At 71.7% G+C, this 26560-nt stretch carries 27 protein-coding genes; 14 read left to right on the top strand and 13 right to left on the bottom strand.

Going from position 1 to position 26560, the window contains the following annotated elements; genetic code table 11:
- Position 1: 1 nt before the first annotated feature.
- Positions 2-475: a GNAT family N-acetyltransferase gene (locus tag ACIBHX_RS19095; protein ID WP_397068438.1), complete on the top strand. Its 474-nt coding sequence runs from the start codon at positions 2-4 to the stop codon at positions 473-475.
- Here ACIBHX_RS19095 and ACIBHX_RS19090 read toward each other — a convergent pair.
- The 3 genes from ACIBHX_RS19090 to ACIBHX_RS19080 are packed head-to-tail and all read right to left on the bottom strand — an operon-like array spanning position 472 to position 2350.
- The gene (locus ACIBHX_RS19090) at positions 472-783 is read right to left on the bottom strand and encodes a hypothetical protein (protein ID WP_397068437.1); all 312 of its coding nucleotides are present in this window, start codon (positions 781-783) and stop codon (positions 472-474) included. The two genes, ACIBHX_RS19095 and ACIBHX_RS19090, sit on opposite strands and share 4 nt — an antisense overlap.
- A gap of 4 nt (positions 784-787) precedes the next feature.
- Positions 788-1108 carry a hypothetical protein gene (locus ACIBHX_RS19085; RefSeq protein WP_397068436.1) on the bottom strand — a complete coding sequence of 107 codons (321 nt, stop codon included), beginning with the start codon at positions 1106-1108 and terminating at the stop codon, positions 788-790.
- 48 nt (positions 1109-1156) lie between these two features.
- The gene (locus tag ACIBHX_RS19080; protein WP_397068435.1) at positions 1157-2350 is read right to left on the bottom strand and encodes a M20 family metallopeptidase; all 1194 of its coding nucleotides are present in this window, start codon (positions 2348-2350) and stop codon (positions 1157-1159) included.
- A gap of 61 nt (positions 2351-2411) precedes the next feature.
- On the opposite strand from ACIBHX_RS19080, the gene ACIBHX_RS19075 reads away from it, so the two are divergent.
- Both ACIBHX_RS19075 and ACIBHX_RS19070 read left to right on the top strand, forming a co-directional pair.
- Entirely contained in the window at positions 2412-3191 is a 780-nt protein-coding gene (locus ACIBHX_RS19075; protein ID WP_397068434.1) for an HAD-IIA family hydrolase, read from the top strand.
- A 35-nt stretch (positions 3192-3226) separates the two neighbouring features.
- Positions 3227-3844, top strand: a complete 618-nt coding sequence (locus tag ACIBHX_RS19070) for a hypothetical protein (protein WP_397068433.1) — start codon at positions 3227-3229, stop codon at positions 3842-3844.
- On the opposite strand, the gene ACIBHX_RS19065 is transcribed toward ACIBHX_RS19070, so the two are convergent.
- On the bottom strand, positions 3841-4284 hold the full coding sequence (locus ACIBHX_RS19065) for an NUDIX domain-containing protein (protein ID WP_397068432.1): 444 nt from the start codon (positions 4282-4284) through the stop codon (positions 3841-3843). The genes ACIBHX_RS19070 and ACIBHX_RS19065 overlap by 4 nt on opposite strands.
- Positions 4285-4341: 57 nt before the next feature.
- Here ACIBHX_RS19065 and ACIBHX_RS19060 point away from each other — a divergent pair, with 57 nt between their 5' ends.
- Both ACIBHX_RS19060 and ACIBHX_RS19055 read left to right on the top strand, forming a co-directional pair.
- Positions 4342-5262, top strand: coding sequence for an acyl-ACP desaturase (locus ACIBHX_RS19060; RefSeq protein WP_397068431.1), 921 nt, complete (start codon positions 4342-4344; stop codon positions 5260-5262).
- A 9-nt stretch (positions 5263-5271) separates the two neighbouring features.
- Positions 5272-7206, top strand: coding sequence for an ABC1 kinase family protein (locus ACIBHX_RS19055; protein ID WP_397068430.1), 1935 nt, complete (start codon positions 5272-5274; stop codon positions 7204-7206).
- A gap of 7 nt (positions 7207-7213) precedes the next feature.
- On the opposite strand, the gene ACIBHX_RS19050 is transcribed toward ACIBHX_RS19055, so the two are convergent.
- The 7 genes from ACIBHX_RS19050 to arfB form a co-directional block, all read right to left on the bottom strand.
- Positions 7214-7855, bottom strand: a complete 642-nt coding sequence (locus ACIBHX_RS19050; protein ID WP_397068771.1) for a response regulator — start codon at positions 7853-7855, stop codon at positions 7214-7216.
- Positions 7855-8961: a sensor histidine kinase gene (locus ACIBHX_RS19045; RefSeq protein WP_397068429.1), complete on the bottom strand. Its 1107-nt coding sequence runs from the start codon at positions 8959-8961 to the stop codon at positions 7855-7857. Before ACIBHX_RS19045 ends, ACIBHX_RS19050 begins: the two co-directional genes overlap by 1 nt.
- A complete protein-coding gene (locus tag ACIBHX_RS19040; protein WP_397068428.1) occupies positions 8961-9758 on the bottom strand; it encodes a hypothetical protein in 798 nt (265 codons plus the stop codon). Before ACIBHX_RS19040 ends, ACIBHX_RS19045 begins: the two co-directional genes overlap by 1 nt.
- 110 nt (positions 9759-9868) lie before the next feature.
- Positions 9869-10798: an FAD-dependent oxidoreductase gene (locus ACIBHX_RS19035; RefSeq protein WP_397068427.1), complete on the bottom strand. Its 930-nt coding sequence runs from the start codon at positions 10796-10798 to the stop codon at positions 9869-9871.
- 372 nt (positions 10799-11170) lie between these two features.
- Positions 11171-12097 (bottom strand): GTP cyclohydrolase, FolE2/MptA family, encoded by a 927-nt coding sequence (locus ACIBHX_RS19030; RefSeq protein ID WP_397068426.1) that lies wholly within the window; start codon positions 12095-12097, stop codon positions 11171-11173.
- Entirely contained in the window at positions 12094-12744 is a 651-nt protein-coding gene (locus ACIBHX_RS19025) for a RibD family protein (protein WP_397068425.1), read from the bottom strand. The genes ACIBHX_RS19030 and ACIBHX_RS19025 overlap by 4 nt, the downstream gene beginning before the upstream one ends.
- Positions 12745-13094: 350 nt before the next feature.
- Positions 13095-13502, bottom strand: coding sequence for an alternative ribosome rescue aminoacyl-tRNA hydrolase ArfB (gene arfB, locus ACIBHX_RS19020; protein WP_397068424.1), 408 nt, complete (start codon positions 13500-13502; stop codon positions 13095-13097).
- Between the two features lie 124 nt (positions 13503-13626).
- Here arfB and ACIBHX_RS19015 point away from each other — a divergent pair, with 124 nt between their 5' ends.
- A complete protein-coding gene (locus ACIBHX_RS19015; RefSeq protein ID WP_397068423.1) occupies positions 13627-14400 on the top strand; it encodes a hypothetical protein in 774 nt (257 codons plus the stop codon).
- 607 nt (positions 14401-15007) lie between these two features.
- Here the strand turns inward: ACIBHX_RS19015 and ACIBHX_RS19010 are convergent.
- Complete coding sequence (locus ACIBHX_RS19010; RefSeq protein ID WP_397068422.1) at positions 15008-15280, bottom strand: helix-turn-helix domain-containing protein; 273 nt, start codon at positions 15278-15280, stop codon at positions 15008-15010.
- A gap of 157 nt (positions 15281-15437) precedes the next feature.
- On the opposite strand from ACIBHX_RS19010, the gene ACIBHX_RS19005 reads away from it, so the two are divergent.
- The 5 genes from ACIBHX_RS19005 to ACIBHX_RS18985 all read left to right on the top strand — a co-directional run bounded on the left by ACIBHX_RS19005 (position 15438) and on the right by ACIBHX_RS18985 (position 21967).
- Positions 15438-16256, top strand: coding sequence for a hypothetical protein (locus tag ACIBHX_RS19005; RefSeq protein ID WP_397068421.1), 819 nt, complete (start codon positions 15438-15440; stop codon positions 16254-16256).
- A 103-nt stretch (positions 16257-16359) separates the two neighbouring features.
- Entirely contained in the window at positions 16360-16941 is a 582-nt protein-coding gene (locus ACIBHX_RS19000) for an HAD family hydrolase (protein ID WP_397068420.1), read from the top strand.
- A 171-nt stretch (positions 16942-17112) separates the two neighbouring features.
- On the top strand, positions 17113-18888 hold the full coding sequence (locus ACIBHX_RS18995) for an HSP90 family protein (RefSeq protein ID WP_397068419.1): 1776 nt from the start codon (positions 17113-17115) through the stop codon (positions 18886-18888).
- Entirely contained in the window at positions 18881-20392 is a 1512-nt protein-coding gene (locus ACIBHX_RS18990) for a hypothetical protein (protein WP_397068418.1), read from the top strand. Before ACIBHX_RS18995 ends, ACIBHX_RS18990 begins: the two co-directional genes overlap by 8 nt.
- 84 nt (positions 20393-20476) lie before the next feature.
- Positions 20477-21967 (top strand): alkaline phosphatase D family protein, encoded by a 1491-nt coding sequence (locus tag ACIBHX_RS18985; RefSeq protein WP_397068417.1) that lies wholly within the window; start codon positions 20477-20479, stop codon positions 21965-21967.
- Between the two features lie 30 nt (positions 21968-21997).
- Here ACIBHX_RS18985 and ACIBHX_RS18980 read toward each other — a convergent pair whose 3' ends face one another.
- Complete coding sequence (locus tag ACIBHX_RS18980; RefSeq protein ID WP_397068416.1) at positions 21998-23314, bottom strand: efflux RND transporter periplasmic adaptor subunit; 1317 nt, start codon at positions 23312-23314, stop codon at positions 21998-22000.
- 147 nt (positions 23315-23461) lie between these two features.
- On the opposite strand from ACIBHX_RS18980, the gene ACIBHX_RS18975 reads away from it, so the two are divergent.
- From ACIBHX_RS18975 to ACIBHX_RS18965, 3 genes are read left to right on the top strand one after another with little or no spacing between them, the layout of a single operon-like run.
- The gene (locus ACIBHX_RS18975) at positions 23462-24586 is read left to right on the top strand and encodes an efflux RND transporter periplasmic adaptor subunit (protein ID WP_397068415.1); all 1125 of its coding nucleotides are present in this window, start codon (positions 23462-23464) and stop codon (positions 24584-24586) included.
- Positions 24583-25314, top strand: a complete 732-nt coding sequence (locus ACIBHX_RS18970; protein WP_397068414.1) for an ABC transporter ATP-binding protein — start codon at positions 24583-24585, stop codon at positions 25312-25314. The genes ACIBHX_RS18975 and ACIBHX_RS18970 overlap by 4 nt, the downstream gene beginning before the upstream one ends.
- Complete coding sequence (locus ACIBHX_RS18965) at positions 25311-26549, top strand: ABC transporter permease (protein WP_397068413.1); 1239 nt, start codon at positions 25311-25313, stop codon at positions 26547-26549. Before ACIBHX_RS18970 ends, ACIBHX_RS18965 begins: the two co-directional genes overlap by 4 nt.
- Positions 26550-26560 lie beyond the last annotated feature (11 nt).

The following is a 26560-nucleotide window of genomic DNA, read 5'->3' as shown; positions in this document are numbered from 1 at the left end:
CATGATTCGTCCCGCAATGCCCGATGATGTGCCCGCGATCCGTGGCCTGATCACCGACCTGGCCGCCTACGAGCGCGAGGCGCACCAGGTGCGGGTCACCGAGGAGCAGCTGGCCGAGGCGCTGTTCGGGCCGCAGCCGGTGGCCGGCTGCCACCTGGCCGAGGCCGAGGACAGGCGCGTGGCCGGGTTCGCGCTCTGGTACGTCACGTTCTCCACCTGGACCGGGCTGCGCACGCTGTTCCTCGAGGACCTGTTCGTGCGTCCCGAGCAGCGCGGCTCCGGCTTCGGCAGGGGCCTGCTGAAGGCGCTGGCGGCGATGGCGGTCGAGCGCGGCTACGGCCGCTTCGAGTGGCAGGTCCTGGACTGGAACTCGCCCTCGCGCGACTTCTACCGCGCCATCGGCGCCCGTGAGCTGCCCGAGTGGGTCCCGTGCCGCCTGGACGGCGAGGCGCTGGAGCGCTTCGCCAAGAGCTAGATGTCCAGCTTGGGCTCGCAGTCCACCGCTGACTTGATCAGCAGCGCCCACGAGGCGCCCCCCAGCAGGCCCAGGATGCACATCCCGAGCACCTGTGAGACGGCCTTGGTCAGCACCTTCAGCAGCACGCTCGTCGCGATCCCCGCCAGGAGCGTGACCAGCGCGCGATCGGCGTCGCTGAGGCCGCGCCACCACGCCAGGAAGCGCTTGATGCCGTCGGCGCCCGCCCGGTTGAGGTCGTCGATGATCGCGTCGACGGTGGTGCCGACGCGCATGGCGTAGCACTCGCCGAATTCCTGGACGGCCACGTCCTCACCCCACCCCGGACGGGATCGCGTCGTTCGCGATCTGCAGCAGTTCCGACAGCGACTTGCCGGAGACCTGGTCGAAGGCGTCGAACAGGCCCGCCAGGGCCGGCGCGACGTTCAGGTCCGGCTCGGCGAGCACGTGGCACAGTGCGAACTCCACCGTGCCCTCGTCGAACCCCTCCCGCAGCGCGGGATCCAGTGCGAAGAACCAGGTGAAGCAGGCGTCGAGCGACTGCCTCACCGTCTCCTCTTCGGGCAGCGACGCCGGGTCCACGCTGATCCCGGCGTCCGCCAGCCTAGAGGCGTACTCGTCTTCGAATGCCATGCCCCGATGGTCGGCGCAGGCCGGGCCACCGTCATGAGTAGGGGGTACTCAGCCCCTGCCCAGCCTGCCCGCCGCCAGTGCGGCGTACAGCGCGGCGCCGTCGGGCAGCACGCCGTCGTCGAACCTGGCCTCGGGGGAGTGGTTGTAGGGGGCCGTCGCCGGGTCCCTGTCGGGCGGGCACGCGCCCAGGAACAGGAAGGCCCCCGGCACGTTCTCCAGCACGTACGAGAAGTCCTCCGAACCCATCACCGGGTTCGGCGTGACGAGGAACCGGCCGGGACCGAACAGCTCGCCGACCGTGTTGGCCACGAAGCCGGCCTCCCCTGCGTCGTTCACCGTCACCGGGTAGCCCATGCCGAACGAGGCCTCCACGCCCAGCCCGTGCGCGGCCGCGATGCCCTCCACGACCTCCACCAGGCGCCGCTTGACCAGGGCCCGGTTCTCCTTGGAGAAGGTGCGCACGGTCGCCTCGAAGCGGGCCTCGTCGGGGATGACGTTGTCGGCGGTGCCGCCGTGGAAGCTGCCGACCGTCACCACGACCGGGTCGAACGCGTCGAACGTCCTGGTCACCATCGTCTGCAGCGCGCCCACCATCTCGCAGCCCGCCTGGATCGGGTCCAGCGCCCGGTGCGGGCTCGAACCGTGGCCGCCGCGTCCCTTCACCGTGACCTCGAACACGTCGGCCGCCGCCATGACCGGCCCCGGCCGGGTGGCGAACAGGCTCGGCGGCAGCATCGAGGACACCACGTGCATGCCGTACGCCGCGACGACCCGCTCGCCGGCGGCGTCGAGCACGCCCTCCTCGATCATGTGCCTGGCGCCCTCGTGGCCCTCCTCGCCCGGCTGGAACATGAACACCACGTCCCCGGCCAGCTCCGCGCGCCGCGCGCTGAGCAGCTTGGCCGCGCCGACCAGCATCGCGGTGTGCAGGTCGTGCCCGCAGGCGTGCATCCGCCCCTCGTGCCGGGAGATGAAGGACAGGTCGTTACGTTCGGTGACCGGCAGCGCGTCCATGTCGCCACGCAGGAGTACGGCGGGCCCCTTCCCACCGCCCCGGAGCACCGCCGTGACCGAGCTCAGCGCCGTGCCCGTGGTGATCTCCAGCGGGAGCCCGTCGAGCGCCGCGAGCACCTTCTCCTGGGTCAGCGGGAGCTGCAGCCCGAGTTCCGGTGTGGTGTGCAGCGAGTGGCGCAGCTGGACGAGCTCGTCCCGCAGGTCCTGCGCGGATTCAGTGAACGACATGAAGGACATTCTTCATGTGCCGGTCGTAATGTCGATATGTGATCCTCGCTACGATGGGCGGGTGACCGAGCGTAAGCGGATCGACTCCTGGCTGTCCGACATGGACGGCGTCCTGGTACACGAGGGGCGGCCGGTGCCCGGCGCCGAGGAGTTCATCAAGCGGCTCAGCGAGTCGGGCAAGAAGTTCCGCGTGCTGACCAACAACTCGATCTACACCCCGCGCGACCTGTCGGTGCGGCTGGGCCAGGCGGGCCTGGAGGTCCCGCCCGAGTCGATCTGGACCTCCGCCCTGGCCACCGCCCAGTTCCTGGACGACCAGCGGCCGGGCGGCTCGGCCTACGTGATCGGAGAGGCCGGGCTGACGACCGCGCTGCACGAGGTCGGCTACGTACTGACCGACCTCGACCCCGACTACGTCGTGCTCGGCGAGACCAGGACCTACAGCTTCACCCAGATCACCCGCGCCATCCGGCTCATCGAGGGCGGCGCCCGCTTCATCGCCACCAACCCCGACCCGGTGGGCCCCTCGACCGAGGGCTCCCTGCCGGCCTGCGGCGCCGTCGCCGCCATGATCACCAAGGCGTCCGGGGTCGAGCCGTACTTCGTCGGTAAGCCGAACCCGCGCATGATGCGCTCCGCGCTCAACGCCATCGAGGGCCACAGCGAGACGACCGCGATGATCGGCGACCGGATGGACACCGACATCGTGTCCGGCATGGAGGCCGGCCTCTACACGATCCTGGTGCTGTCGGGCGTCACCCAGCGCGACCAGGTCGACCGCTTCCCCTACCGGCCGTCGCTGGTGGTGGAGTCGGTGGCCGATCTCATCGACCTGATCTGACACTCCCTGACAGGTATGGCTGGCAGGCTGAGCCCATGAACCGCGTGTACCTGGAACTCGGCCCCAAGAAGGTGTTCGCCTGCTCGGTGGACTGGCCCGGCTGGTGCAGGATCGACAAGGCCGAGGAGCCGGCGCTCGACACGCTCATGGACTACGTGCCCCGCTACGCGCTGATCGCCGCCCGCGCCGGGGTGCCCTTCGAGCCCGGCGACCCGGTCGTGGTCGAGCGCGTGCCCGGCAGCCAGATGACCGACTTCGGCGCCCCCTTCGCGGTGCCCGACCTCGACCGAGAGCCGCTGTCGCCGCAGGCCGCCGAGCAGGGGGTCGCCCTGCTGCGCGCGGCCTGGGAACTGTTCGACGAGGTGGCCGCCGCGGCTCCGGCCGAGCTGCGCAAGGGGCCGCGGGGCGGCGGGCGCGACCGCGACAAGATCGTCGACCACGTCACGGAGGCGGAGCGCGCCTACGCCCGCAAGCTCGGCGTCCGCTACAAGCCGTACAAGTCGGTCGCCGACCGCGACGCCATGCGGGCCGAGCTCGTGCGGGCCTTCCTGAGCCCGCCCGGCGAGATCGGCTGGCCGGTGCCCTACGCGCTGCGCCGTACCGCCTGGCACGTCATCGACCATCTGTGGGAGATCGAGGACAAGTCGGTCTAGGCCCCGATCAGCTGCGGTAACGACGCGATGGCGCCCGCCAGGTAGGCCGCGACCGGCTCGGGGATCAGGTGGCGCGAGGTGATCTCCGCCGGTCGCAGCGGGATACGGACGACCTCGTAGACGCCGCGCGCGGGGTCCTCGAACTCGGGGCCGTGGCGCAGCGCCGGATCCAGGGTGGCCAGGCGGCAGCCGTACACGTGCTGGGTCTTTACCCCGCCGTCCCAGGGGTAGGTGAGCGTGGTCAGCGGGGTCACGCCGGTGACGGTGGCGCCGAGCTCCTCCAGCAGCTCGCGGCGCAAAGTATGCTCCAGCGAGTCGTCACCGGGTTCGACGTGGCCGCCGGGAATCGACCAATAGATCTCGCGGCCGGGGACGAGGCGCCTGAAGATGATCAGCTGCTCGTCACGATCAAGTAGGACACCTCGGACACTGGGTCGCATAATGTCCGTAGGGTACCCTAACCTACGGCGCCGTAACCTCACAGGGAGACGATCTTCATGGCGATGACTCAGACGGAACTGCTGCACGAGCTCGAGCCGGTCGTGGCCGGCGAGCTCGATCGCCATCACCGGGTGGCCAAGGAGTGGTTCCCGCACGAGTACGTCCCCTGGAGCGAGGGCCGCGACTTCGACGGCCCCTACGGCGGCAAGGCCTGGGAGGAGGGCGATTCCAAGCTCCCCGAGGCCGCCCGCATCTCGCTCATCGTGAACCTGCTGACCGAGGACAACCTGCCCAGCTACCACCACGAGATCGCCACCACGTTCGGCCGCGACGGCGCGTGGGGCACCTGGGTGCACCGCTGGACGGCGGAGGAGAACCGGCACGGCGTGGCCATCCGCGACTACCTCACCGTGACCCGCGCGGTGGACCCCGTCGCCCTCGAGCGCGCCCGCATGGTCCACATGGAGGGCGGCTTCCAGAGCGACTACACCACGATGCTGGGGCAGCTGGCCTACGTCTCCTTCCAGGAGCTGGCCACCCGTATCGCCCACCGCAACACCGGCCGGGCCTCCGGCGAGGAGGGCTGCGAGCGGCTGCTGGCCAGGATCGCCGCCGACGAGAACCTGCACATGCTCTTCTACCGCAACCTGCTCAAGGCGGCCTTCGAGCTCGAGCCCAACCAGACCATGCGGGCGGTGACCGACGTGGTCAAGACGTTCCAGATGCCGGGCTCCACCATCGAGGGCTTCACCCGCAAGGCCATGATCATCGCCAACGAGGGCATCTACGACCTGCGCCTGCACCTGGACGACGTGCTCATGCCGGTGCTGCGGCAGTGGTCGGTGTTCGACAAGACCGGCCTGGACGCCGAGGGGGAGCAGGCCCGCGAGGAACTGGCCGCGTTCCTGGAGAAGACCGAGACGACGGCCGCCCGGTTCGTCGCACGAAGGGAAGAGCGCCGCGCCCGCATGGGATGATTCGGACCCATGGGTCTGATCGTCTCTTTCTTCGCACTCCTCACGATTATCGCGCTGGCCGTCGCGGCGCAGCGCCTGCTCGGAGTGCGCTTCGGCGCGATCAGGACCTTCCTGGCCGCGCTGCTGGCGTTCTCGATCTCCCAGCCGGTGCTGACGCCGATCTTCTCCCTGTTCGGCGAGCCGGACACCACCGAGGCGCCGGGCATCGGCGCCATGTGGGTGCTGGTGCTCGGGGTCATGTGCGTGGTGCTGATCCCGATGATCATCCTGGTGATCGCCGAGGCGCTGATCCCGCCCGGCTCCATCCCCGGGCCCGTGGAGTTCCTTCGGTCGCTGCGCGGCCGGATCTCCCGGGCCAGGCGCTACTCGCAGATCACCAGGATCGCCTTCCGCCACGGCCTCGGCCCCTACCTGCGCGGCCGCGGCGACCGGGTCGACGACCGCTCAGGCAAGGTACGGCTGGCCGCATCCCTGCGTGAGGCGCTGGACGACGGCGGCGTGACCTTCGTCAAGCTCGGCCAGGTGCTGTCCACCCGGCGCGACCTGCTGCCGCAGGAGTTCGTGGAGGAACTCGGCAAGCTGCAGGACCAGGTGGCGCCCGTGCCGTGGCAGGAGATCGAGGCGGTGCTGCAGCGGGAGCTGGGCGCCGACGCCTTCGCCTCCGTCGACCGCACGCCGCTGGCGGCCGCCTCGATCGCGCAGGTGCACACGGCCCGGCTGCACTCGGGCGAGGAGGTCGTCGTCAAGGTCCAGCGGCCCGGCATCGGCCGGGTCGTGGCCAAGGACCTCGACATCGTGCGCCGCCTGGCGGCGACCCTGGAGGCGCGCACCCGCTGGGGCAGCACGCTGGGCATGCGCGACCTGGCCGAGGGCTTCGCGGTGGCCATCAGGGAGGAGCTGGACTTCCGGGTGGAGTCGGGCAACATGGCGGCTGTCTCCGCCTCGGGCGCGGGCGCCGTCACCTACCCCTCGCCGGTCGCCGCCCTGTGCACCGAACGCGTGCTGGTGATGACCCGGCTGTCGGGCACGCCGGTCACCAACGCCTCCCGCGAGCAGGGGCCTGGCCTGGCCCGCGACCTGCTCGACTGCCTGCTGCGGCAGATCCTGCTCGAGGGCGTCTTCCACGCCGACCCGCACCCGGGCAACCTGCTGCTGCTTCATGACGGCACGCTCGGACTGCTCGACTTCGGCTCGGTCGGGCGCCTGGACGCCTCGGTCCGCTCGGCGCTGCAGCGCTTCCTGATGGCGATGAACCGCCAGGATCCGCTCGCCGTGACGGACGCGCTGCTCGAGGTCGTGCCCAGGCCCGAGGAGATCGACGAGGCTGCGCTGGAACGGGCCCTGGGACAGTTCATGGCCAAGCACCTGGCGCCGGGCACCGACAGCGTGCAGACGTTCACCGACCTGTTCAGGATCGTCTCGGAGTACGGGCTGTCGATCCCGCCCGAGGTCGCGGCCGTCTTCCGGGCGCTGGCCACGCTGGAGGGCACGCTGGTGACGCTCTCGCCCGGCTTCAACCTGATCGGCGAGGCCAGGGCGTTCGGCGAGCGGGCACTGACCGAGCAGCTCACGGCCGCCGGCGGGGTCAAGGAGGCGATGTCGCAGGAGGTGGCGGCGCTGCTGCCGATGCTGCGCCGCCTGCCGCGCCGGGTCGAGCGCATCGCCAGCGCGGCGGAGCACGGCCGCTTCTCCATGAACGTCCGCCTGCTGGCCGACGAGCGGGACCGCGGATACGTCACCGGACTGGTGCACCAGGTGCTGCTGACGGTGCTCGGCGCGACCTCCGGCCTGATGGGCGTACTCCTGCTCGGCATCCAGGGCGGCCCCGTCCTCACGACCGCGGGCACGACCCTCTTCCAGCTGATCGGCTACAACCTGCTGGTCATCGCCGCCATCCTGGTGCTGCGCGTCCTGGTCGTCATCTTCCGCCGTCCCAGGACGTAGCCCACCCTCACTTGCGGCGGTCGTTCAGGCCGTGTTCGTAGGCCCAGATGACCGCCTGGACTCGGTCACGCAGCCCGAGCTTGCCCAGGATGCGGCCGACATGAGTCTTGACGGTCCCCTCGGACAGAAAAAGCGATCGCGCTATCTCGGCGTTCGTCTCGCCCCAGGCGATGTGCCGCAGCACCTCACGCTCACGCTCGGTCAGCGGATCCGGAGCGACGTGCGGCAGGCGCGGCGCGATGTGGTCGAGCAGGCGCCGCGTCGTGGACGGCGCGATCACCGCGTCCCCGCGGTGTACGGTCCGCACCGCGGACAGCAGCTCGTCGGCGGGGGCGTCCTTGAGCAGGAACCCCGACGCCCCCGCCCGCAGCGCCGCGAAGGCGTACTCGTCCAGGTCGAAGGTGGTCAGAACGATCACCTTCGGCCCGTTACCCGCCATGAGGAGCCGCCTGATCGCCTCGACCCCGTCCATGCGCGGCATCCGCACGTCCATGAGCACCACGTCCGCCGCCACCGTGCGCAGCTCGGCCAGCGCCTCCACCCCGTCGCGCGCCTGGCCCACCACGCGCATGTCGTCCTGCGCGTCGATCACCATCGCCGTGCCGGTACGCACCAGATCCTGATCGTCGACGACATAGACCCGAATCATCATGTCCGGTACGGCAGGCGCGCCTCCACGACGAACCCGCCCGCATCCTCCATCCGAACCTCCACGGCCCCGCCCACGGCGCCCACCCGCTCCCGCATTCCCGCCAATCCATTCCCCGTTCCCGGCACGCTCGTGGCCTTGCCGTCGTCGCTGACGGTGAGGTGCAGGGCATCCTCCGCCCACTCCAGCAGGACCGTGCCGCCGGCACCGGGGCCCGCGTGCTTGAGCGTGTTGGTGAGCGCCTCCTGCACCACCCGATAGGCGACGAGCTCCGTGCCCGGCCCGAGGGGGCGGGCCGTACCCCGCACGATCTCCGCCACGGGAAGCCCCGCGCTCCTGGTCCGCTCCAGCAGTCCCGGAAGGTCGGCCAGGCCGGGCAACGGCTCCACCCCGTCGGGGCCGGCGCGCAGCACGCCGACGGCGGCCCGCATGTCCGTGAGCGCCGTGCGCCCGGTGTCCTCGATCGTGGCCAGGATCTCCTCCGCGCGCGCCGGGGCGAACCGGCCCCCTCTTGCCTGGGCGACGATGACCGCCAGCGCGTGCGCGACCACGTCGTGCATCTCCCTGGCGATCCTGGCACGCTCCGCCGCGGTCGCCTGCGCGGCGGCGTCGCGGGCCCGCTCCCGCAGCAGCTCGATGTAGGCGAGCTGGGTCCGCCGGTACAGGCCGAACACCCACGCCGCGACCGCCACCGCGGCCAGCAGCCCGAACAGCAGCCACGGGTTCGGCCCCAGGTCCGCGGCGGCCACGCTGGAGTCGGTCGCGAACCTGGCCGCCGCCACCCCGGCTCCCGCCAGGCCCACGACCAGCGGAGGGTACCGCCGGCCGTACGCGGCACAGGAGTAGACCGCCAGCGGGAACAGCGCAGCCGACGGCAGCACAAGGAACAGCCCGGTCACGGCGACCTGCACGGCGAAGGCAGCGGCGACTACGAAGAACGCCCAGCCGTCCCGCCGGTACGCGACGGCCGCGTGCGCCACCAGGCAGGCGCCCACGAGCAGCCCCGCACGGACTCCCGGCACCGACAGCACCGCCACCACCACAGACAGCGCGAACAGCGGCACCCCGACGACGAAGGCCAGCACCACGTCCGCGCGCCGCGGCATCACCGCGCCGTCGCCCGCTGGTATGCCAGTGTGGCCCCGCCGACCGCCAGCCCGAACAGCAGCCAGCTCCCGTACACCAGCCCGACCGTCACCACCGCCGCGGGATCGGACAGCGGCACGGGCCCCCGGGTGAGGCCGACCAGCTGCGACAGCGTGCCGAAAACGGACATGGTCCCCATAGTGGTCAACATGGCGGCGCCCGTCCAACCGCCTGCCAGCACCAGCCGCCGCGGCAGCCACCGCCCCCACCGCTGGACCAGCGCCAGCGAGCCCACCGCCCCGATGAGCAGCATGATCAGCTCACCGTACGGCAGGCCCTCGTCATAGCCCACGGGACGCAGCAGCGTGCCGCCGAGAGACCAGTACAGCTTGGCCATCGGATAGATGAACCCGAGGGCGAACGCGCTGTATCCCAGCCACGCCCCTTCCGGCACCCGGATGTGACGCAGCAGCAGCGCTCCCAGCAGCGCGCAGCCCGCCAGGCTGAGCCCGCGCAGCGCCATCCCCGGCCAGTCGACCCGCGCGAACTCTCCCGCGGGGATCCCTGTGACGGCGAAGAACGCGCGAAACACGTCGAGCACGATGCCGCCCGCCGACCACAGCAGCAGCACGGCGGGCAGCAACCCCGCAGGGTTCGGCCGCACCACGAAGACCGCGCCCACCAGGGCGGCCACGACGGTTACCCAGTCCGGGGCGAAGCCCGTGGTGTAAGGGAGCGTCGGCAGCGGTACGAGCGCGAGTACCGCGACGAGCGCGAGAACGACCAGCGCCGAGATCTGCATTCGTTGGAGTCGCATGACGCCAACGATTCCGGCCCCGATCCGCGGGCCGCGTCTCCGCCAGGTCCAGACGAGATCTGACCTGAGAGGTATTGACAACCCGAGCCGGTCGTGGGTATCTCATGTGATCACCCTCGCAGGGCCAGCGCCGCCGCCTCCCGCGCGCAGCCCCACGACAGGCTGACGCCGTTGCCGCCGTGCCCGTAGTTGTGCACCACGCCGCCCTCGGCCTCCACCCTCACGGCGGGCCGGTCGGGACGCAGGCCCACCCAGACATCGAGCACCTTCGCCTCGCGCAGCAGCGGCTCGACCCGGCCGCAGCGCTCCAGGATGCGCTCGGTCACGCCGGGGTCTGGAGTGGTGTCCCACATGTCCGCCACCGCGATGCCGCCGCACAGCACGCGGTCGTGGTGCGGCACGTAGTGGGTGGTCTCCGCGGAGGCGGCCAGCTCGAGGAACACCTCGTCGAGCCCCGGGTTCGCCACGGCGACCAGCTGCCCGAGCATGGGACGGACGCTGTCGTCGCCCGCCAGCTCCCTGGAGCCCAGCCCGGCGCAGTTGACCACGACGGGCCCCGCCTCCGCCGGCGTGGACGCCCGCCTGATCTCGATCTCCACGCCGGCCTCCGCCAGCCTGCCGGTCAGGTAGCGCAGGTAGACGGGCATGTCGATCACCGGCATCGTGCCGCGGAAGCCCGCCGGGTAGCCGTCGGGCAGCTCGCCCGCCGTACAGGCCTGCAGGTCGGGGATCATGGTCGCCTGCGGTGGCAGGTGCTCGACCGGGGGCAGCTCGCCGACGGTCAGCACCGGCGCCATCCGCACGCCGCTGCCCGGCACCTCGGCCAGCGCGCGGAAGTCGCGCAGCGACTGCTCGGTCCAGGCCAGCGTCTTGTCCATCGGCTGCTGGAACGACGGTCCCCACATCGCGCCGGCCAGCGCCGACGTCGTCTCGAGCGGCGGGCGCTCGGCCCACACCCGCACCTCGGCCCCGGCCTCGGCCAGGCAGATCGCCGTCGTCAGCCCGCTGACACCCGCTCCGATCACCACAACGCTCGTCATGCCGTCCACCTCACCACAGCCCGCGGCCGATCTTCTACGCCTTTGTGCCGATAGGGGAGGAGGGACCGAGTCCTACACCACGCCTGCTGGGGCCGTCATCGCGGCTTACGGTCGCTGATTCTCCTTCCTGTACGGCAGGCCGTGGGGACCCGCCGCCCGCCGTACTTTGGCGGGCGGCCCGTGACCGGCGCTACTGGCGAGTCGGCGACGGTCGCCCGCCGCCACGGCGCTTCATGCCCGGGCGCCACGGTCCCCCTGGCCCGCCGTACGAGGCGCCGGACCTCCGCCGCACCACGTCTCGCCGACCCCGGCTCGGGACTGGTGCCCGTCTTTGGGGCTTCGTGTTGACCCCGGCGTGGATACCGCTTCGTCCTAAGTGGTGGGGTTCAGGTGGGTGAGGGCCGTGGACAGGGGGAGGCGGAGGGTGGCGTGGATGTCGTGGCCGTGGATGGATTCGTGGCTTTCGGCCGAGACGTCGAGCTCCACGCTGTGCACGGGGGCGTCCGCCAGGGCGCGGGCCAGGGTGAGCGTGGCGGTGCGGACCACGTCCTCGACGAACTGGGGCCGCAGGTGGGAGCGCCTGACCAGCTCGTACTCGTCGGGGCGCTTCAGCAGCTCCTGCGTCAGCGCCGTGGCCTCCGCCAGTGTCCGGTAGAGGAGGGCGTAGCCGGGGAGCAGCTCCGGCACCCGGGCGCGGACGGCCAGCCGTACCCGGCCCTTCTGGCTGTGGGTGGCGATCGGGACGCGGCCGAGCAGCGCGCGGCCGTCCTCGGGTGAGAGGCCGAGCTCGGTGACGAGCTCGGTGAGGGCGTAGCCCTGCATGCAGGGGCAGGCGGTGATGTTGGTCGCCGACAAGGCCAGCTCCACCAGCGGGTCGGGGCCCGCGACGGCCAGCGCCGAGACGTCGGCCGTGTCGGGGGAGAGCTGGCCGGTGACCGGCGTGCGGGTGGACAGCGGGACCGTGGCCGCGAGCGTGACGCGGGCCGAGTCCTGCGCCTGGCCGTCGCGCACCTCGCGGGCGATGGCCAGCGCCGCGGCGGGCAGCGACAGGCCGGCCGGGGCGCCGGCGATGGCGCGCTCGATGCGGGACATGTGGATGCCTCGCTGGTCGGAACCCAGGCTGACCTCGGCGTTCACGTCACACAGCAGGTCGAGCGGGCCGCCGAACAGCTCGTCGGCCGCGTTCACCCTGGCGCGCTGGCCGTGCACGCCCACCCGGTCGATCGCGATGCCCACGGCGGGCAGCTGGGCGGGCACGTCGTAGAAGTCGTCGGTGTAGGGCTGAGTGGTCACGGTCATGACAGGGGGTCCTCCTCGATCGGCCAGGCACGGCCGTGGGGGCTTCGGTAGCGGAGAAAGATCTCCTGGTCGGCGACGGTCGCCTCGACCAGGGTGTAGCGATGGGGCGCGAGGCCTGTCGCGGCGGCGGGGGTGGCCTCGCCGCCGAGCAGCCACGGGGTGACGGTGTAGAAGAGCTCGTCCACCAGGTCCTGGCGGGCCAGCGACGCGAACATCCGCCCGCCGCCCTCACACAGCACCCGGCGGAACCCGAGCCGCTCGATCACGCCCGCCAGGTCCTGGGTGTCGTCCACCTCGAGCACCTCGATGCCGGGTGGGACCTCGGCCTTCTTCGGCAGTACCAGGATTTTTCGGGATTTGGTGGACCAGAACGGGTTCTGCCAGTCGAAGTCCGCCCGCGTGGCCACGACGGCGATCGGGGGCACCTCCGCCCGCAGGCCCGGATACGTGAAGCGGATCTCCCGGCGGTCGGCGCGGGCGGTCCCCGCGCCGTAGAGCAGCAGGTCGGCCTGGGACCGCAGCCGCTCGAGGACCAGGCGGTCGCGGCGGCTGCCCAGCACCTGCTGGGCGGGATGCCAGATACGGCCGTCCAAGGAGCCCGCCAGGCACACGGCCACCCTGGGCCGGTCCTCGTCATCGGTCGCCACGTGGGGCCACCTTCCTCTCAGGTTGTTTCAATACAACACAGTTGTGGATTGTATTGCGGTGCCACGAGTCCGCGGCGGTCCCAGGAGGTGGTTTCGGTGACGGCGTAATGGCGGGACGCGTCCTCACCGGAGTGGCGTGAAGGACAGGCGCCCGCGCACGGCGGCGGGTGGCGGGTGGGGGCGGCGGCAGCCGTACGGCATGGCTGCTGGGGAGACCCGACGCGGCGACAGCACCGCGGCGCGCCCCAGTGAAGGCGACGGGACAGACCCGGTGCGGCGTGCTTCCAGTGAAGGCGGCGGGTCAGATCTGGTGCGGCGTGCTTCCAGTGAAGGCGGGGCGGGAGCGGCGGCTAGGGGGCGCGGCGGAGGCGCTTGACGTCGGAGCGCTGCTTCTTGGTGGCGATGCGGCGTTCGACCGAGCCGCGGGTGGGCTTGGTGGCGCGGCGGCGCTTGGGCGGCGGGGCGATCGCCTCGCGCAGGCGCTGCGCCAGACGCTGCGCGGCGGCCTCGCGATTGCGCAGCTGCGAACGGTACTCCGAGGCGGCGATCGTGATCATGGGGCCAGGCAGGCGCGACAGGGCGCGGGCCTTGAGATCGTCGGGCAGCGCCGTCGTCGCCGCCACGTCGAAGGTGAGCTCGACCCGGCTGTCGGTCGTGTTGACGCCCTGGCCGCCGGGGCCCGACGAACGCGAGAAACGCCAGACGAGCTCGGCGTCGGGGATGACGACCGAGTCGTTGACGATCAGCGGGCCAGGCATGGCATGAACTCCTTAGTGAAGGGTTTCACCGTATCTGGGGGACATATGCCGACGGCAACGGGATTTTCAACATCCGTCGCCGCTGCGACTATGGAGGCAACACCCCGGGGGAGAGGCGGATTCCATGCAGGTCACTCCGGGGCAGGTCGGGTTGACCGTGGGGCTGGCGATCCTGTCGGCCGTGGCGTTCCTGCTGCTGAGGTGCCAGAGTCGTGGCCGGCCGTTCGGACCCCAGGCTCGGTGGCTGGCCTTAGCCGTGGTCCTGCTGACGGGGTGCGCATCGGCGGTCGTGGCGCTGGCCGGCGGGTTCCTGCTCAACCAGTACCTGTCCACGGCCCTGGGGGTGATCGCGCCCAGCGGGCTCTGGCTGAGCCAGGTACGGGCGCGGGAGGAGGACCGGCGGTCGCTGGCCAGGGAGGCGGCCACGTTCTGGCTGGTGACGCTGCTGGCCCGGCTGGACCAGGCGATGGCGGAGGACCAGCTGGTGTGGTGCGAGCGGCGGGTCGACGACTCCTGGAGCATCTACGAGCTCAGCCTGGCCGCCTTCCGCTACCACGAGCGCATCAGGGAGCGCCTCACGCCCGAGGAACGCCGCCGTGCCCGCGTCCACGCCCGGCTCGACGCCATCGAACGCCGCCTCGACGTTGCCGCCCTCATCGAGGACGGCGCGCCCAGATCCAAGGTCGTCACGGCCCTGCGCGGGTCGCGCCACACCAAGACGCCCCGCTACGAGCGCTACCTCAACGACCTGACGCGCATGCACGGCATCCTCCGCCACGACGCGGAGAACGAGCTCCTGCGCCTACTCGCGATCGCCTTCCGCGCCGGCTACCGCTCCCTCCCCGTCTTCGTCCCCCCAGCCCGAGCCACCCTCACCACCGACCGCCCCCACCCGTAGCGGCTTCATGTCTTGCGCGCCTCTTGTGCGGCGAGTTCTGTCGTGTTGCGAGGTTGCTCCTGTACGGGCCTGGGGTTGCTCTTGTAGGGCGAGTTCTCTGGTGTTGCCAGGTTGCTCTTGTACGGCGAGTTCTCTGGGGTTGGGAGATTGCTCTTGTACGGCGAGCCGCCGCCACCGGCCGCCGTCCGTACTTCGGCTGAGGACCCGCGACCGGCGCTTCCGGCGAGTCGGGGACCCTTGCCCGCCGCCACGGCGCTCCGATAGCCGGGCACCCCGGTCTCGCGTTCCCGGGTCTGCTACGGGGTTTCGGTGGCCGGGCACGGTCTCGCGTTCCCCGGTTCGCCACGGCGTTTCGGTCGCCGGGTGCCGCGGTTCTGCGCTTCCCGGTCCGCCTTGGGGTTGCGGTGGGCGGGTGCTGCGGTCTCGTGTTTCCCGGGTCGGCCCCGGGGTTTCGGTGGCGGGGTGCCATGGTTCTGCGTTCCCGGTCCGTCCCGGGCTTCTTCGTGGTCTCTCGCATGGCAGGCTTGCTCAACCCGTGTGTGTCGCCGTGCTCGTGATGGTGCTCGTGCCGGTGGTGGTGCCCGAAGCTGCGCGAGGCGGCGGTCGGTTATGCGAGGTCGGGGGGCTCGGCGGTGGTGAGGGTGAGGTCGAGGCGGGCGCCGAGGGCGGTGATGACGGCGTTGAGCGTCTTGAGGGTGAGGTTTTCGTCCCCCGAGAGTATTTGGCTGACCCGCCCCGGCGACACGCGCATCGACGCCGCCAGATCCGCGCGCGTGATCTTGTGTTCGCGCATGTACCAGGTGATCTCGTCGACCACGTCCGTGGCGAGGCCTCCGGGCCTGCCCGTGTCGACATCCTGGGTGGTACGACGGAAGGCCATAGCGGGCTCGCTCTCGCCGGTCAGCTCTCGATGCCTCGACTTTAGCTCTATCTAAACCTTTAGGCAAGCCTAAAGCTCCGCAGGCGGGTTGACGCCGGGATGCAAGTGGCGTATGTCACTATCGCGTGAAATTACGGAGCGAGGTGGGGAGGCCGTAATGGCGGGGATCGTCGGCGTGCACGGGATCGGCAAGTACAAGTACTACGAGGCAGCGGGTAAATCGGTTCCAGGCGCCGCGGAGGCGATGCGCCAGAAGTGGAACCACTATCTCCACGTCTCCGTGGGGGGCGAGGTCAAGGACTACTTCAGCGAGGTCGCCTACTATGCCCACGTCCTGCACGACGGCCCCGAGGGCGGACAGGCCCTGGGGTTCGCGGCCATGGACGCGCCCGCCCACCAGGTCCTCATCGACTGGGCCAAGCACCTGGGCCTCGGCGAGGACCTGACGCGGTCGCTCAAGGCGTTCACCGGCTGGCTGCTGACCAAGCTCGACACCAGGTCGGCCGCGTTCGCCAAGCTCTTCGCGCCCGAGGTGGCCGCCTACCTGACCAACCAGGCAAAGCGCGAGAAGTCCCAGAAAGTCGTGGCCGAGGTGATCCGGCGGAACCAGCCCAGGGTCGTCATAGCCCACTCACTCGGCAGCGTCGTCACTTACGAGACCCTCTGGGCGAATCCGGACATCCAGGTCGACCTCCTCATCACCCTGGGCAGCCCGCTCGGCATGCGCAACGTCGTCTTCGAGCACCTCCTGCCGGCCCCCATCAACGGCCGGGGGGAGCGTCCCAAGGGCGTGGCCCGCTGGGTCAACATCGCCGACAAGGACGACATCGCCGCCATCCCGGCGGACCTGCGGGACAGCTTCGACGGCATCGACGTCGAGGAACTCGTCAACCTCGACTGGATCGACTTCCACACGGCCGAGAAGTACCTCGGCTGCCCCGCCCTGACCCCCCACCTCCAACCCTTCCTCGTCTAATCCCACCCCAGGAGCGCGTAGCGTCGATGAGATCATGGGCCTCTGGGTCCACTCGGCCGAAGCGAGCGCCGCCTGGGCCCTACAGATGCGAAGGGGAGCCTGCATGACCTGGACCGTGTTCGACTACGGCGGTGTCCTGTCGCTGCCGCAGCCCGAGTCCGACGCCGACGCGATGGCCGAGGCCGTGGGCGCCGACCCGGAGACGTTCAAGCGCGGCTACTGGGATCATCGCCTCGACTTCGACCGTGCCACGCTGACGCCCGAGACGTACTGGAGCACGGTGCTCGGCAGGCCCGCGACCGCCGCCGAGGTGGCCAGGCTCGACGAGATGGACGTCGCCAGCTGGTCGCACCCCGACCAGGGCACGCTGGCGATCCTCGACGCGCTGCTCGCCCGCGGCGCGGACGTGGCCCTGCTGTCCAACGCCCCCGCGAGTGTCGCCGACGGCTTGGACCGCCTGCCCTGGATCGCCGCCATCGAGCACCGCTTCTACAGCGCGCGCATGGGCATGGTGAAGCCCGACCTCGAGATCTACGCCGCCCTCGCCGAGGGCCTCGGCGCCGCCCCCGGCGACATCGTCTTCATCGACGACCGCAAGGACAACATCGAGGGCGCCGAGCGCGCCGGCCTCACCACCCACCACTTCACCGACGCCGCCTCTCTCCGCGCGGCGCTCTCCCTCTAGGCGGCTGTACGGCGGGCCGCGCAACCGGCCGCCCGCCGTACTCCGGCTGAGGGCCCGCGACCGGCGCTCGCGGCGAGTCGAGGACGCTCACCCGCCGCAACGGCGCCCGATCGACGTGGCACGGGGGAAACCAGGGGCAGAGTGTCGGTTATGTGATTTATGGTGACGCAGGTGGAGAATGCGTTCCAAGTCGACCTACGCGGCGTCGTCGACCTGCTGAGCAGGCACCTGTACTCGAGCCCCCGCGTCTACGTCCGAGAGCTCCTGCAGAACGCCGCCGACGCGATCACGGCCAGGCGCAACCAGGAGCCCGGCGCCGAGGCCAGGGTGGAGATCCGCGTCGGCGACGGCGAGATCCAGGTGCGCGATACCGGGATCGGCCTGACCGAGGACGAGGTGCACACGCTGCTGGCCACGATCGGCCGCTCCTCCAAGCGCGACGAGCTGGGCTTCGCCCGCCACGAGTTCCTCGGGCAGTTCGGCATTGGCCTGCTGTCCGGATTCCTGGTGGCCGACGAGCTCCAGGTGGAGACCCGCTCGGCCAAGGGAGGCCCCGCCGTCCTGTGGACCGGCCGCTCCGACGGCCGCTACGAGGTCGGACGGGCGGAGCGCGACGAGCCGGGCACCACGGTCACGCTGCGGGCCAGGGAGGACGCCGGCGAGTGGGTGTCCGCGCGGACGGTCACCGAGCTGGCGGGGCTGTATGGCTCTTTGCTGCCCATCGACGTCACGGTGAACGGCCGCCGCACCACCCTCGACGCGCTGCCGTGGACGGAGCGGCACGCCACGCCCGACGCCAGGCGGGACGCCCTGCTGGAGTACGGCGAGCGGCTGTTCGGCTTCCGCCCGCTCGACTTCGTGGACCTGCACGTCAAGGAGTCGGGACTGACCGGCGTCGCGTTCATCCTGCCGAGCCCGGCCAACCCGGCCGTGCGCGGCGCCCACCGCGTCTACCTCAAGCGCATGCTGCTCACCGAGCGCGCCGACGGCCTGCTGCCCGACTGGGCGTTCTTCGCCCGCTGCGTGGTCGACGCCGCCGAGCTGCGCCCCACCGCCAGCCGCGAGGCACTCTACGAGGACGACCTGCTCGACCACACCCGCGAGGAGCTGGGCCGCGCGCTGCGGCTGTGGCTGGTACGGCTGGCCGAGACCGACCCCGACGGCCTGCGCGACTTCCTGCGCCTGCACCACCTGGGCGTCAAGGCGCTGGCCCTGCACGACGACGACATGCTCAGGCTGGTGGACCGCTGGCTGGAGTTCGAGACCAGCGCGGGCCCGATGACGCTGGCCCAGTTCCGCACCAGCCACCCCGGCGGCCGCTACACCGCGAGCGTCGACGAGTTCCGCCAACTCTCCGCGGTGTCCGGCGCGCAGGGCGTCGGCCTGGTCAACGGCGGCTACGTCTACGACAGCGAGATCCTGCAGCGCCTGACCAGGATCGATCCCGACGCCCGGCTCGAACCCCTCGACCCGGCCGACCTGGCCACCCACCTGGGCCCGGTGGACCCGCGCGAGGAGCTGGCCGCCCGGCCGTTCCTCGAGGCGGCGGCCAGGGCGCTCGACCCGCTCGGGTGCGAGGTGGTGCTGCGCGACTTCGATCCCGCCTCGCTGCCCGCCCTCTACCTGACCAGCCGCGCCGCCGAGCACCACGCGGAGCTGCGCGAGGCCAGGGACGCCGGCGACGAGCTGTGGGCGGACGTGCTCGGCGCGCTGGAGCGCACCATGGCCGCCGACAGGCCCCGCCTGGTGCTCAACCACCGCAACCCGCTGGTCCGCCGGGTCACAGGCCTGCCGGAGCTGTCGCTGGCCGCCACGGCCGTGCAGGCGCTGTATGGGATGGCGCTGCTGCACGGGCACCATCCGCTGCGTCCCGCCGACTCGGCGGCGCTCAACAGGTCCTTCCTGGGCCTGCTCGACTGGGCGGTCGGGGGTGAGACGCGTGGCTGAGGACGTCGAGGCGCTGCTCGCCCGGGCGGGGAGCATGCCGTATGGGGAGGCCAGGACGATCCTGGTGGAGCGGGCGCTGAAGGAGGCGGAGGCCGGGCGCGACCCGAAGCTGATCATCCAGGCGCGGTTCGACCTGACGGCCGCCTACCAGCACGGCGGGGAGCCGGGTAAGTCGTTCGCCACGTTCTCCCGTAACGTGGCCGCCCACGATTCGAACCCCGGCTGGTTCAGCGAGTGGCACGCCTGGCGACTGCTCTGGCAGTTCAAGTGGATCATGAGCGACATGCGGAAGTTCCCGGAGATCCCGCTGCGGCGAGCCCTGGACGCCCTCGACGACATGGAACGCCGCTACCGGATCGCGGGCGGCACCCTGCACGCCGTGCACGCCCAGCGCTGCCTGATCGCCTGGCACCTGGGCGAGGAGGACGAGACCCGGGCGTGGCTGCGCCGCTGGGAGACGACGCCGCGCGACGACCTGTCCGACTGCGAGGCGTGCGACCTGAGCGGGCGCGCCTACGTGCTGTCGGGTCTGGGCAGGGACGCCGAGGCGGTCGAGGCCGCGGGGCCCGTCCTGGCCGGCGAGATCACCTGCAGCTCCCAGCCGCAGGGTGTGCTGTGCACGCTGCTCCTGCCCTACGTCCGCGCGGGCCGCCTGGAGGAGGCCGCGGCCGGGCACCGCAGGGCCTACCGGCTCGTGCAGGGCAAGGCCGGCTACCTCGACGACTTCGGCGATCACCTGGAGTTCCTCGCGCTGACCGGCAACCACGCGCGCGGCCTTGAACTGCTGCAGCGCGAGCTGCCGCTGCTCGAGCGCGCGCCGTCGCCGGCGGCGGCGCTCCGCTTCATGTCGGGCGCCGCGCTGGTGCTGCGCCGCCTGGAGGAGACGGGCCACGCGGACCTGACCGTACGGCGGGCCGACCGCGACGTGCCCGTGCCCGAGCTGCGCGCGGAGCTGGAGTCCGGGGCGCGCGCCATCGCCGCCAGGTTCGACGCCCGCAACAACGGCGTGGTGCACACCGCCAGGCTGGAGCGGACGCTGGCCGCCGAGCCGCTGGCCGAGTACCTGCCGCTGGTGCCCCGCGCCCGCCGCGACCCCGGCGGCGATCCGGAGGAACCCTGGCGCCAGGCCAGGGCGCTGCGCGAGATCGGGGACCACGACGGCGCGGTCGCCGTCTACACCGAGCTGGCGGAGGGCGGCGCGCTGCTGGAGGCGGCCGAGCTGCTCAGCGATCTGGATCGCGACGAGGAGGCGGCCGAGGCCTTCGACCGGGCCGCGCGGCTGTTCGACGCCGAGGGCGACCCGCTCGCCGCCGCGCGGGCGCTGGCCAGGCACGCCAAGTCGGTCTACTACGCCACCGACGACGGCCAGGAGATCATGGCGGCCTACGACCGGGCCAGGGCCGCGCTGGCCGCCGCCGGAGAGCAGGCCGCCGAGGAGGACCTCGCCGCGCTGGCCCACGACGAGCAGGTGGCCAGGGAGTGGATCGAGCGGCAGGAAGGCTGACGTCAGATGACCCGACTGGCGTTGTTCATCCATCTTTGACTCGGGGGTCATGACCGTGTCAGCGGAGACGGACATACCTGGAGCGTGGACCGCAGATCCTTCCTCGCAGCCGCGTCCCTCCTCCTCCTGCCGACCCCCAAGACCAGGGCGCTGAGCGCGGACCCGTTCACGCTCGGCGTCGCCTCGGGCGACCCGTCCACCGACGGGTTCGTGCTGTGGACCCGCCTGGCCCTCCAGCCGCTGGCCGGCGACGGCCGCGGCGGCATGCCCGCGCGCGACCTCGACGTCGACTGGCAGGTCGCCGCCGACGAGCGCTTCGCCACGATCGTCAAGTCCGGCACGGCCACCGCCAGGGCGGCCGACGCGCACAGCGTGCACGTCGAGGTGGCGGGGCTGCAGCCGGGGCGCGACTACTTCTACCGGTTCAAGACCGAGGGACGGCTCTCGCCCGCCGGCCGTACCAGGACGGCGCCGAGCGGGGCCTCGCCGCTGGCGTTCGCCGTGGCGGCGTGCGCGCACTACGAGCACGGCTACTACACCGCCTACCGGCGTCTGGCCGAGCAGGAGCCCGACCTGGTCGTCTTCCTCGGCGACTACATGTACGAGTACGGGCCGAGCGGCTACACCGCGCTGGCCGGGCGGGTGCGCACCCACACACCCGGCAAGTGCATGACGCTGGCCGACTACCGGCTGCGGCACGCGCAGTACAAGAGCGACCACGACCTGCAGCACGCCCACGCCGTCGCGCCCTGGCTGGTCGCCTTCGACGACCACGAGGTGGAGAACAACTGGGCCGGTAGCCACTCCAGCACCTTCGCCCCCGACTTCAAGCAGCGCAGGGCCGAGGCGTTCCGCGCCTACTACGAGAACATGCCGCTGCGCCGTACCGCGCTGCAGGGAGCGGTGCTCAGGGTGAACAGGCGGATCTCGTGGGGGACGCTGGCGCGTTTCCACCTGCTAGACACCCGGCAGTTCCGCGACGACCAGGCCTGCATGGACGGGGTGCGGGCCGGGTGCGACGACCGGCTGTCGGCCAAGCGGACGCTGCTCGGCGCCGACCAGTGGCGCTGGCTGGAGCAGGGGCTGCGCGGGTCCGACGCCCGGTGGAACCTGCTGGGCCAGCAGATCCTCATGGCGCAGCGCGACTACAAGGTGGGACCCGGCCGCGAGGTCAACCTCGACTCGTGGGACGGGTACGCCGCCGAGCGGACCCGGGTGCTCGGCCACCTGGCGGCCACGTCCAACCCGATCGTGCTGACCGGTGACGCGCACATGCACCACCTGGCCGACCTGAAGACCGACTTCGACGACCCCGACTCGCCCGTGGTGGCCAAGGAGCTGGTCACCACGTCGATCGCCAGCGACGGCGACGGCTACCGGGACAGGACGTGGATCGCCGAGGCGCTGGCGGAGAACCCGCACATCTCCTTCATCGACCAGCGGCGCGGCTACCTGTACGGCAGGCTCACCGCGTCCGAGGTCTCGGTGGACTTCAGGACCCTGGACTACATCTCGCGCCGCGGCGCGCCCGCCAGGACCGCCAAGACCGTGGTGATCCCGGCGGAACAAGTCTGAGAGCCGCCTGTGAGGTCACTGAAGATCCGCTCAATCCGGCCAGGAGCCGTCGGGGAACTCCCCTGACGTGCCGCTCTGCAGCACGACCTGGTCGCCGTCGGCGAGCCCGTCGGTGATCTGCACGTACTGGTCGGAGCGGACCCCGGTGCGCACCGCCTTGGCCGTGTCACGCCCGGCGGCCCGCACGGTGACGACCGACGTGCCGTCCTGGCGGGGGCGGACGGCCTGGGCAGGCACGTAGATCGCGCCCTCGGCGGTGCCCGTGGTGATCGACACCGAGGCGGTCTGGCCCAGCATCAGGCCCTTCGGCGGCGCGTCGAAGGAGAGCGTCACCGCGTAGCGGACGAGCTGGTCGGCGACCGTGGCGGTCGGGGCGATCCGGGTGACCGTGGCCCGGTGGCCGTCCGCCGGGCTGGTGGCCAGGGTGACCTGGGCGCGCTGGCCGAGCTTGAGCCGGTTCACGTCCGACTCGGTGACCATGGCATCGACCTGCAGCTCGTTGAGGTTGCCGAGGCTGACGAAGGTGCCGTTGCCCGAGGCGTCGCCCGCGGCGGCGGCCAGCGACAGGACCGTGCCTGACGCGGGAGCCACGATCCTGGCGCCGCGGACCTGGTCGGCGGCCTGCTTCAGAACGGACTGGGCGCGGTCGAGGTTGGCCTGGGCCTGGTCCTGGGTGAGAGCGCCCTTGGCGCATCCGCTGGGCCGGCTTGAGGGGCGGGCGCTCGGCTTCGCCGAGGGAGTGGGCTTGCCCGATGGGGTCGGCCTCCCCGAGGGGCGAGCTGTTCCGGAGGGTTTCGACGTGGGCTTCGGGGTGGCTGTGACGGTCGCGGTGACGGTTTCCGTGGCGGTCACGGTGACGGTGACCGTGGGCTGCGGTTCCGGCTCCGGCTCGCCAGTGGGGGCGACAGTGGGGGCAGCAGTGGGGGACTCCGTCGGCGGCGGGTACGACGGGCCCAGGGCGCCGCCGGCCGTACCGGAGCTCGCGGCGCAGGAGGTGGTGGAGGCGTTGTCGAGCGCCTCCTGGGCGGCGCTGACGTCGGCCTGCGCGGCCGTGTAGGACTCGCGGGCCGCGCGGCTGTCGGTACGGGCGAGCAGCTGGCCCTTGCGCACGTGCCCGCCCACCTTGACGTAGACCTTGGTGACCGTGCCGGGCGTGCCGAAGGCCAGGTCGCGGCGGGACCCGTCGACCGTGTTCCCCGCGGCGGTGACCGTGGAGGTGACCGTGCCGCGCTGCGCGGCGGCCAGCCGTACCTGGACGGGCGGCGGCGAGTCGTCACGCATCGCGAACGCCAGGCCCGACCCGGCCGCCAGGACCGCCAGCGCGAGCCCGCCCGTAATCAGCTTCATGGGCGTCCAGCATGCCGGGCCGGCATCGAGGCGGGCTGCGAGCGACCTCAGAGTTGCCTGTGGGCGGCGCGGGGCGGGCGGCGTTGTCAGCGAACCTTCAGCCGACTCCCGGCTGCGCACCAGTCTGGTGTGCCAGGGTCACCGCCTGTGAAGGTGTCGACCAGGCGCAGAGCGCTGATGACCAACGGGGCGCTGGGCGTGCTCCTGCTGGGCGGCCTCGCGCTCGCCTACGCCCAGCTCGGCACGGGAGGCGCGGCCGGCCAGACGAACGTGCGGACCGTGACCGCCACCCGCGGCACGGTCGTGGCCGCGGTGTCCGCGTCGGGCGCGATCGCGAGCTCCCGCAGCCGCTCGCTGAACTTCGCCACGTCGGGGACCGTCGAGAAGATCTACGTCAAGGCCGGGGACACCGTCTCCAAGGGCGACATCCTGGCCACCGTGGACGACGCCGCGACCAGGGAGAACCTGTCGGCCGCCCAGGCCTCCTATCAGAGCGCGCAGGACGACGGGACCTCGACCGCCCAGCTGTACGCGGCCTTCGTCAAGGCCCGCAACGGCTACAGGGAGGCCGAGCGCGCGGTCGCGGGCACGGTGCTGCGGGCGCCCTTCAGCGGCACGGTCACCGCGGTCAACGGCAGCGTCGGCGGGTCCTCGTCCGGACAGTCCGCGCAGTCTTCGGGCCAGTCCTCCGGCCAGTCTTCGGGCCAGTCTTCGAACCAGGCCTCGAGCCAGTCCGCACAGGCGTCGGGCTTCATCGACCTGGCCGACACCCGCAGGCTGCAGCTCGTCGGCTCCTTCACCGAATCCGACGTGGCCGGGCTCAAGGTCGGCAGGCAGGCCACCGTCACCTTCGACGCGCTGCCCGGCGTCACCGCCACCGGCAGGATCACCCAGATCGACCCGACGGCGTCGACGAGCAACAACGTCGTCCAGTACCCGGTGACGATCTCCTTCACCAAGGTGCCCAACCAGGTGCGCCTCGGCCAGACCGCCACCGTCGAGGTGGAAACGGGCCGGGCGGAGAACGTCATCGCAGTCCCCTCCACCGCGGTCAGCACCACCGGCGGCCAGACTACGGTCACTCTGCTGCGGGGCGGCCAGCAGGTGCGGACCCCGGTGGAGGTGGGCGTCAAGGGCACGTCACTGACCGAGATCAAGTCCGGCGTGCAGGAGGGCGACCAGCTCGTCCCGCCCGCCACCACGACCACCGGCGGCAACGGGTTCCGCTTCTTCCCCGGCGGCGGCGGGCCCGGCCCGGGAGGCGGGCGATGAGCGGCCCCGTCCTGCGCGTGCGCGAGCTGGTCAAGGAGTACGGCGAGGGCGACGCCAAGGTCCAGGCCCTGCGCGGCATCGACCTGGACGTCGAGCGCGGCGACTACCTGGCCATCATGGGCGCCTCCGGCTCCGGCAAGTCCACGCTGATGAACATCCTCGGCTGCCTCGACGTGCCCACCTCGGGCCGCTACCTGATCGACGGCGCCGACGTCGGCAGCCTCGACGAGCACCAGCTGGCGGTGCTGCGCAACCGCCGCGTCGGGTTCGTCTTCCAGTCCTTCAACCTCATCCCGCGGATGACGGCCCTGGCCAACGTGGAGCTCCCGCTCGTGTACGGCGGGCTGGGCGTCGCCGAGCGCCGCAGGCGGGCACTGGAGGCGCTGGAGCAGGTGGGACTGGGCGACAGGACCCACCACGAGCCCAACCAGCTGTCCGGCGGCCAGCAGCAACGCGTCGCCGTGGCCAGGGCTCTGGTGACGGCGCCCGCGCTGCTGCTGGCCGACGAGCCCACGGGCAACCTCGACACCGCCTCGACCGCCGACGTGCTGGAGATCATGGACAGGCTGAGCGACTCAGGACGCACGATCGTGCTGATCACCCACGAGCACGACGTGGCCGCGCACGCCAAGCGCGTCATCCGGCTCGTGGACGGCGAGATCGTCGAAGACCACAGGCAGGCGCCGGTCGACGGCCCGCCGCCGCGGCTGGCGGAGGCGGGCCGGTGAACCCGATCGACGTCCTGCGCTTCGCGCTGCGCGGCCTGGCCGCCAACAAGCTGCGCAGCGCCCTGACCACCCTGGGCATCCTCATCGGCGTGGCCGCGGTCATCATGCTGGTGGCCGTCGGCGAGGGCTCCTCCCGGAGCATCCAGCAGAACATCCAGCGCCTCGGCGCGAACACGCTGACGATCTCGCCGTCGTTCAACGGCGGAGGCGGCAGGCAGGGCGGCGGCGAGAACACCGGTCCCCGCTCCCAGGCCAGGCAGCTGACCCTGGCCGACGCCAGGGCGATGACTGACAGGACGCTGGCGCCGTCGGTCAGGACCGTCTCCCCGGTGGTGAACGACTCCTCGGCGGCCGCCGCCTACCAGGGCGCCTCGCACACGATCGCCCAGCTCGTCGGCACCTACCCCAGCTACTTCGAGGCCACCAACAAGCCCGTCACCCGCGGCACGTACTTCTTCAACGACGACGTGACGGCCGCCCGCAAGGTCGTCGTGCTCGGGCAGACCGTGGTCGAGGACCTGTTCGGCACGCTCGACCCGGTCGGCAGGCAGGTCACGATCTCCGGCGTGCCGTTCACGGTCGTCGGCGTGCTGAAGGAGGCCGGGTCCAGCGGCATGCAGGACGCCGACGACGTCGCCATCGCGCCGCTGCCCGCCGTACAGCAGAGCCTGACCGGGTTCTCCTCGCTGAACTCGATCGTCGTGCAGGCCACCGGGTCCGGCGCGACCACCTCGGCGCAGTCGGAGGTCACCGCGATCCTGGACCAGCGGCACGGGATCACCGCCGACTCCACCGCCGACTACCGGATACTCAACCAGGCCACGCTGCAGGAGACCGTCAGCGCCGCCACCGGCACGTTCACCGTGCTGCTCGCCGCGGTCGCGGCCATCTCGCTGCTGGTGGGCGGCATCGGGATCACCAACATCATGCTCGTCACCGTCACCGAGCGGACCAGGGAGATCGGCATCCGCAAGGCCATCGGGGCGCCGCGCGCCGCGATCCTCGGGCAGTTCCTGCTCGAGGCCACGCTGCTGAGCCTGGTCGGCGGGCTGTCAGGCGTGCTGGTCGCCTTCGCCGGCACCCGGTTCACCGTCGCGGGCATCCAGCCGGTGCTCGTCCCCTCGTCGGTCGCGCTGGCACTGGGCGTGTCGGTGGCCATCGGGCTGTTCTTCGGCAGCTACCCCGCCAACCGGGCCGCCAAGCTCCGGCCCATCCAGGCCCTGCGCCACGAATAAGGAGACCCACC

This window comes from Nonomuraea sp. NPDC050536 (assembly GCF_044457685.1).
Lineage (GTDB): Bacteria > Actinomycetota > Actinomycetes > Streptosporangiales > Streptosporangiaceae > Nonomuraea.
Note: the sequence above shows the minus strand (reverse complement) of the source record. Positions and strands in the feature narration are given on the sequence as shown.

What these genes read in the sequence shown, in the direction of transcription:
- ACIBHX_RS19095 (WP_397068438.1), top strand. Translation starts at nt 2, where the DNA reads ATGATTCGTCCCGCAATGCCCGATGATGTGCCCGCGATCCGTGGCCTG.
- ACIBHX_RS19060 (WP_397068431.1), top strand. Translation starts at nt 4,342, where the DNA reads ATGGCGATGACTCAGACGGAACTGCTGCACGAGCTCGAGCCGGTCGTG.
- ACIBHX_RS19000 (WP_397068420.1), top strand. Translation starts at nt 16,360, where the DNA reads ATGACCTGGACCGTGTTCGACTACGGCGGTGTCCTGTCGCTGCCGCAG.
- ACIBHX_RS18980 (WP_397068416.1), bottom strand. Translation starts at nt 23,314, where the DNA reads ATGAAGCTGATTACGGGCGGGCTCGCGCTGGCGGTCCTGGCGGCCGGG.
- ACIBHX_RS19005 (WP_397068421.1), top strand. Translation starts at nt 15,438, where the DNA reads ATGGCGGGGATCGTCGGCGTGCACGGGATCGGCAAGTACAAGTACTAC.
- ACIBHX_RS19080 (WP_397068435.1), bottom strand. Translation starts at nt 2,350, where the DNA reads ATGTCGTTCACTGAATCCGCGCAGGACCTGCGGGACGAGCTCGTCCAG.
- ACIBHX_RS19045 (WP_397068429.1), bottom strand. Translation starts at nt 8,961, where the DNA reads ATGCCGCGGCGCGCGGACGTGGTGCTGGCCTTCGTCGTCGGGGTGCCG.
- ACIBHX_RS19085 (WP_397068436.1), bottom strand. Translation starts at nt 1,108, where the DNA reads ATGGCATTCGAAGACGAGTACGCCTCTAGGCTGGCGGACGCCGGGATC.
- ACIBHX_RS19015 (WP_397068423.1), top strand. Translation starts at nt 13,627, where the DNA reads ATGCAGGTCACTCCGGGGCAGGTCGGGTTGACCGTGGGGCTGGCGATC.
- ACIBHX_RS19030 (WP_397068426.1), bottom strand. Translation starts at nt 12,097, where the DNA reads ATGACCGTGACCACTCAGCCCTACACCGACGACTTCTACGACGTGCCC.
- ACIBHX_RS19010 (WP_397068422.1), bottom strand. Translation starts at nt 15,280, where the DNA reads ATGGCCTTCCGTCGTACCACCCAGGATGTCGACACGGGCAGGCCCGGA.
- ACIBHX_RS18970 (WP_397068414.1), top strand. Translation starts at nt 24,583, where the DNA reads ATGAGCGGCCCCGTCCTGCGCGTGCGCGAGCTGGTCAAGGAGTACGGC.
- ACIBHX_RS19055 (WP_397068430.1), top strand. Translation starts at nt 5,272, where the DNA reads ATGGGTCTGATCGTCTCTTTCTTCGCACTCCTCACGATTATCGCGCTG.
- ACIBHX_RS19040 (WP_397068428.1), bottom strand. Translation starts at nt 9,758, where the DNA reads ATGCGACTCCAACGAATGCAGATCTCGGCGCTGGTCGTTCTCGCGCTC.
- ACIBHX_RS19035 (WP_397068427.1), bottom strand. Translation starts at nt 10,798, where the DNA reads ATGACGAGCGTTGTGGTGATCGGAGCGGGTGTCAGCGGGCTGACGACG.
- ACIBHX_RS19065 (WP_397068432.1), bottom strand. Translation starts at nt 4,284, where the DNA reads ATGCGACCCAGTGTCCGAGGTGTCCTACTTGATCGTGACGAGCAGCTG.
- ACIBHX_RS19050 (WP_397068771.1), bottom strand. Translation starts at nt 7,855, where the DNA reads ATGATTCGGGTCTATGTCGTCGACGATCAGGATCTGGTGCGTACCGGC.
- ACIBHX_RS19070 (WP_397068433.1), top strand. Translation starts at nt 3,227, where the DNA reads ATGAACCGCGTGTACCTGGAACTCGGCCCCAAGAAGGTGTTCGCCTGC.
- arfB (WP_397068424.1), bottom strand. Translation starts at nt 13,502, where the DNA reads ATGCCTGGCCCGCTGATCGTCAACGACTCGGTCGTCATCCCCGACGCC.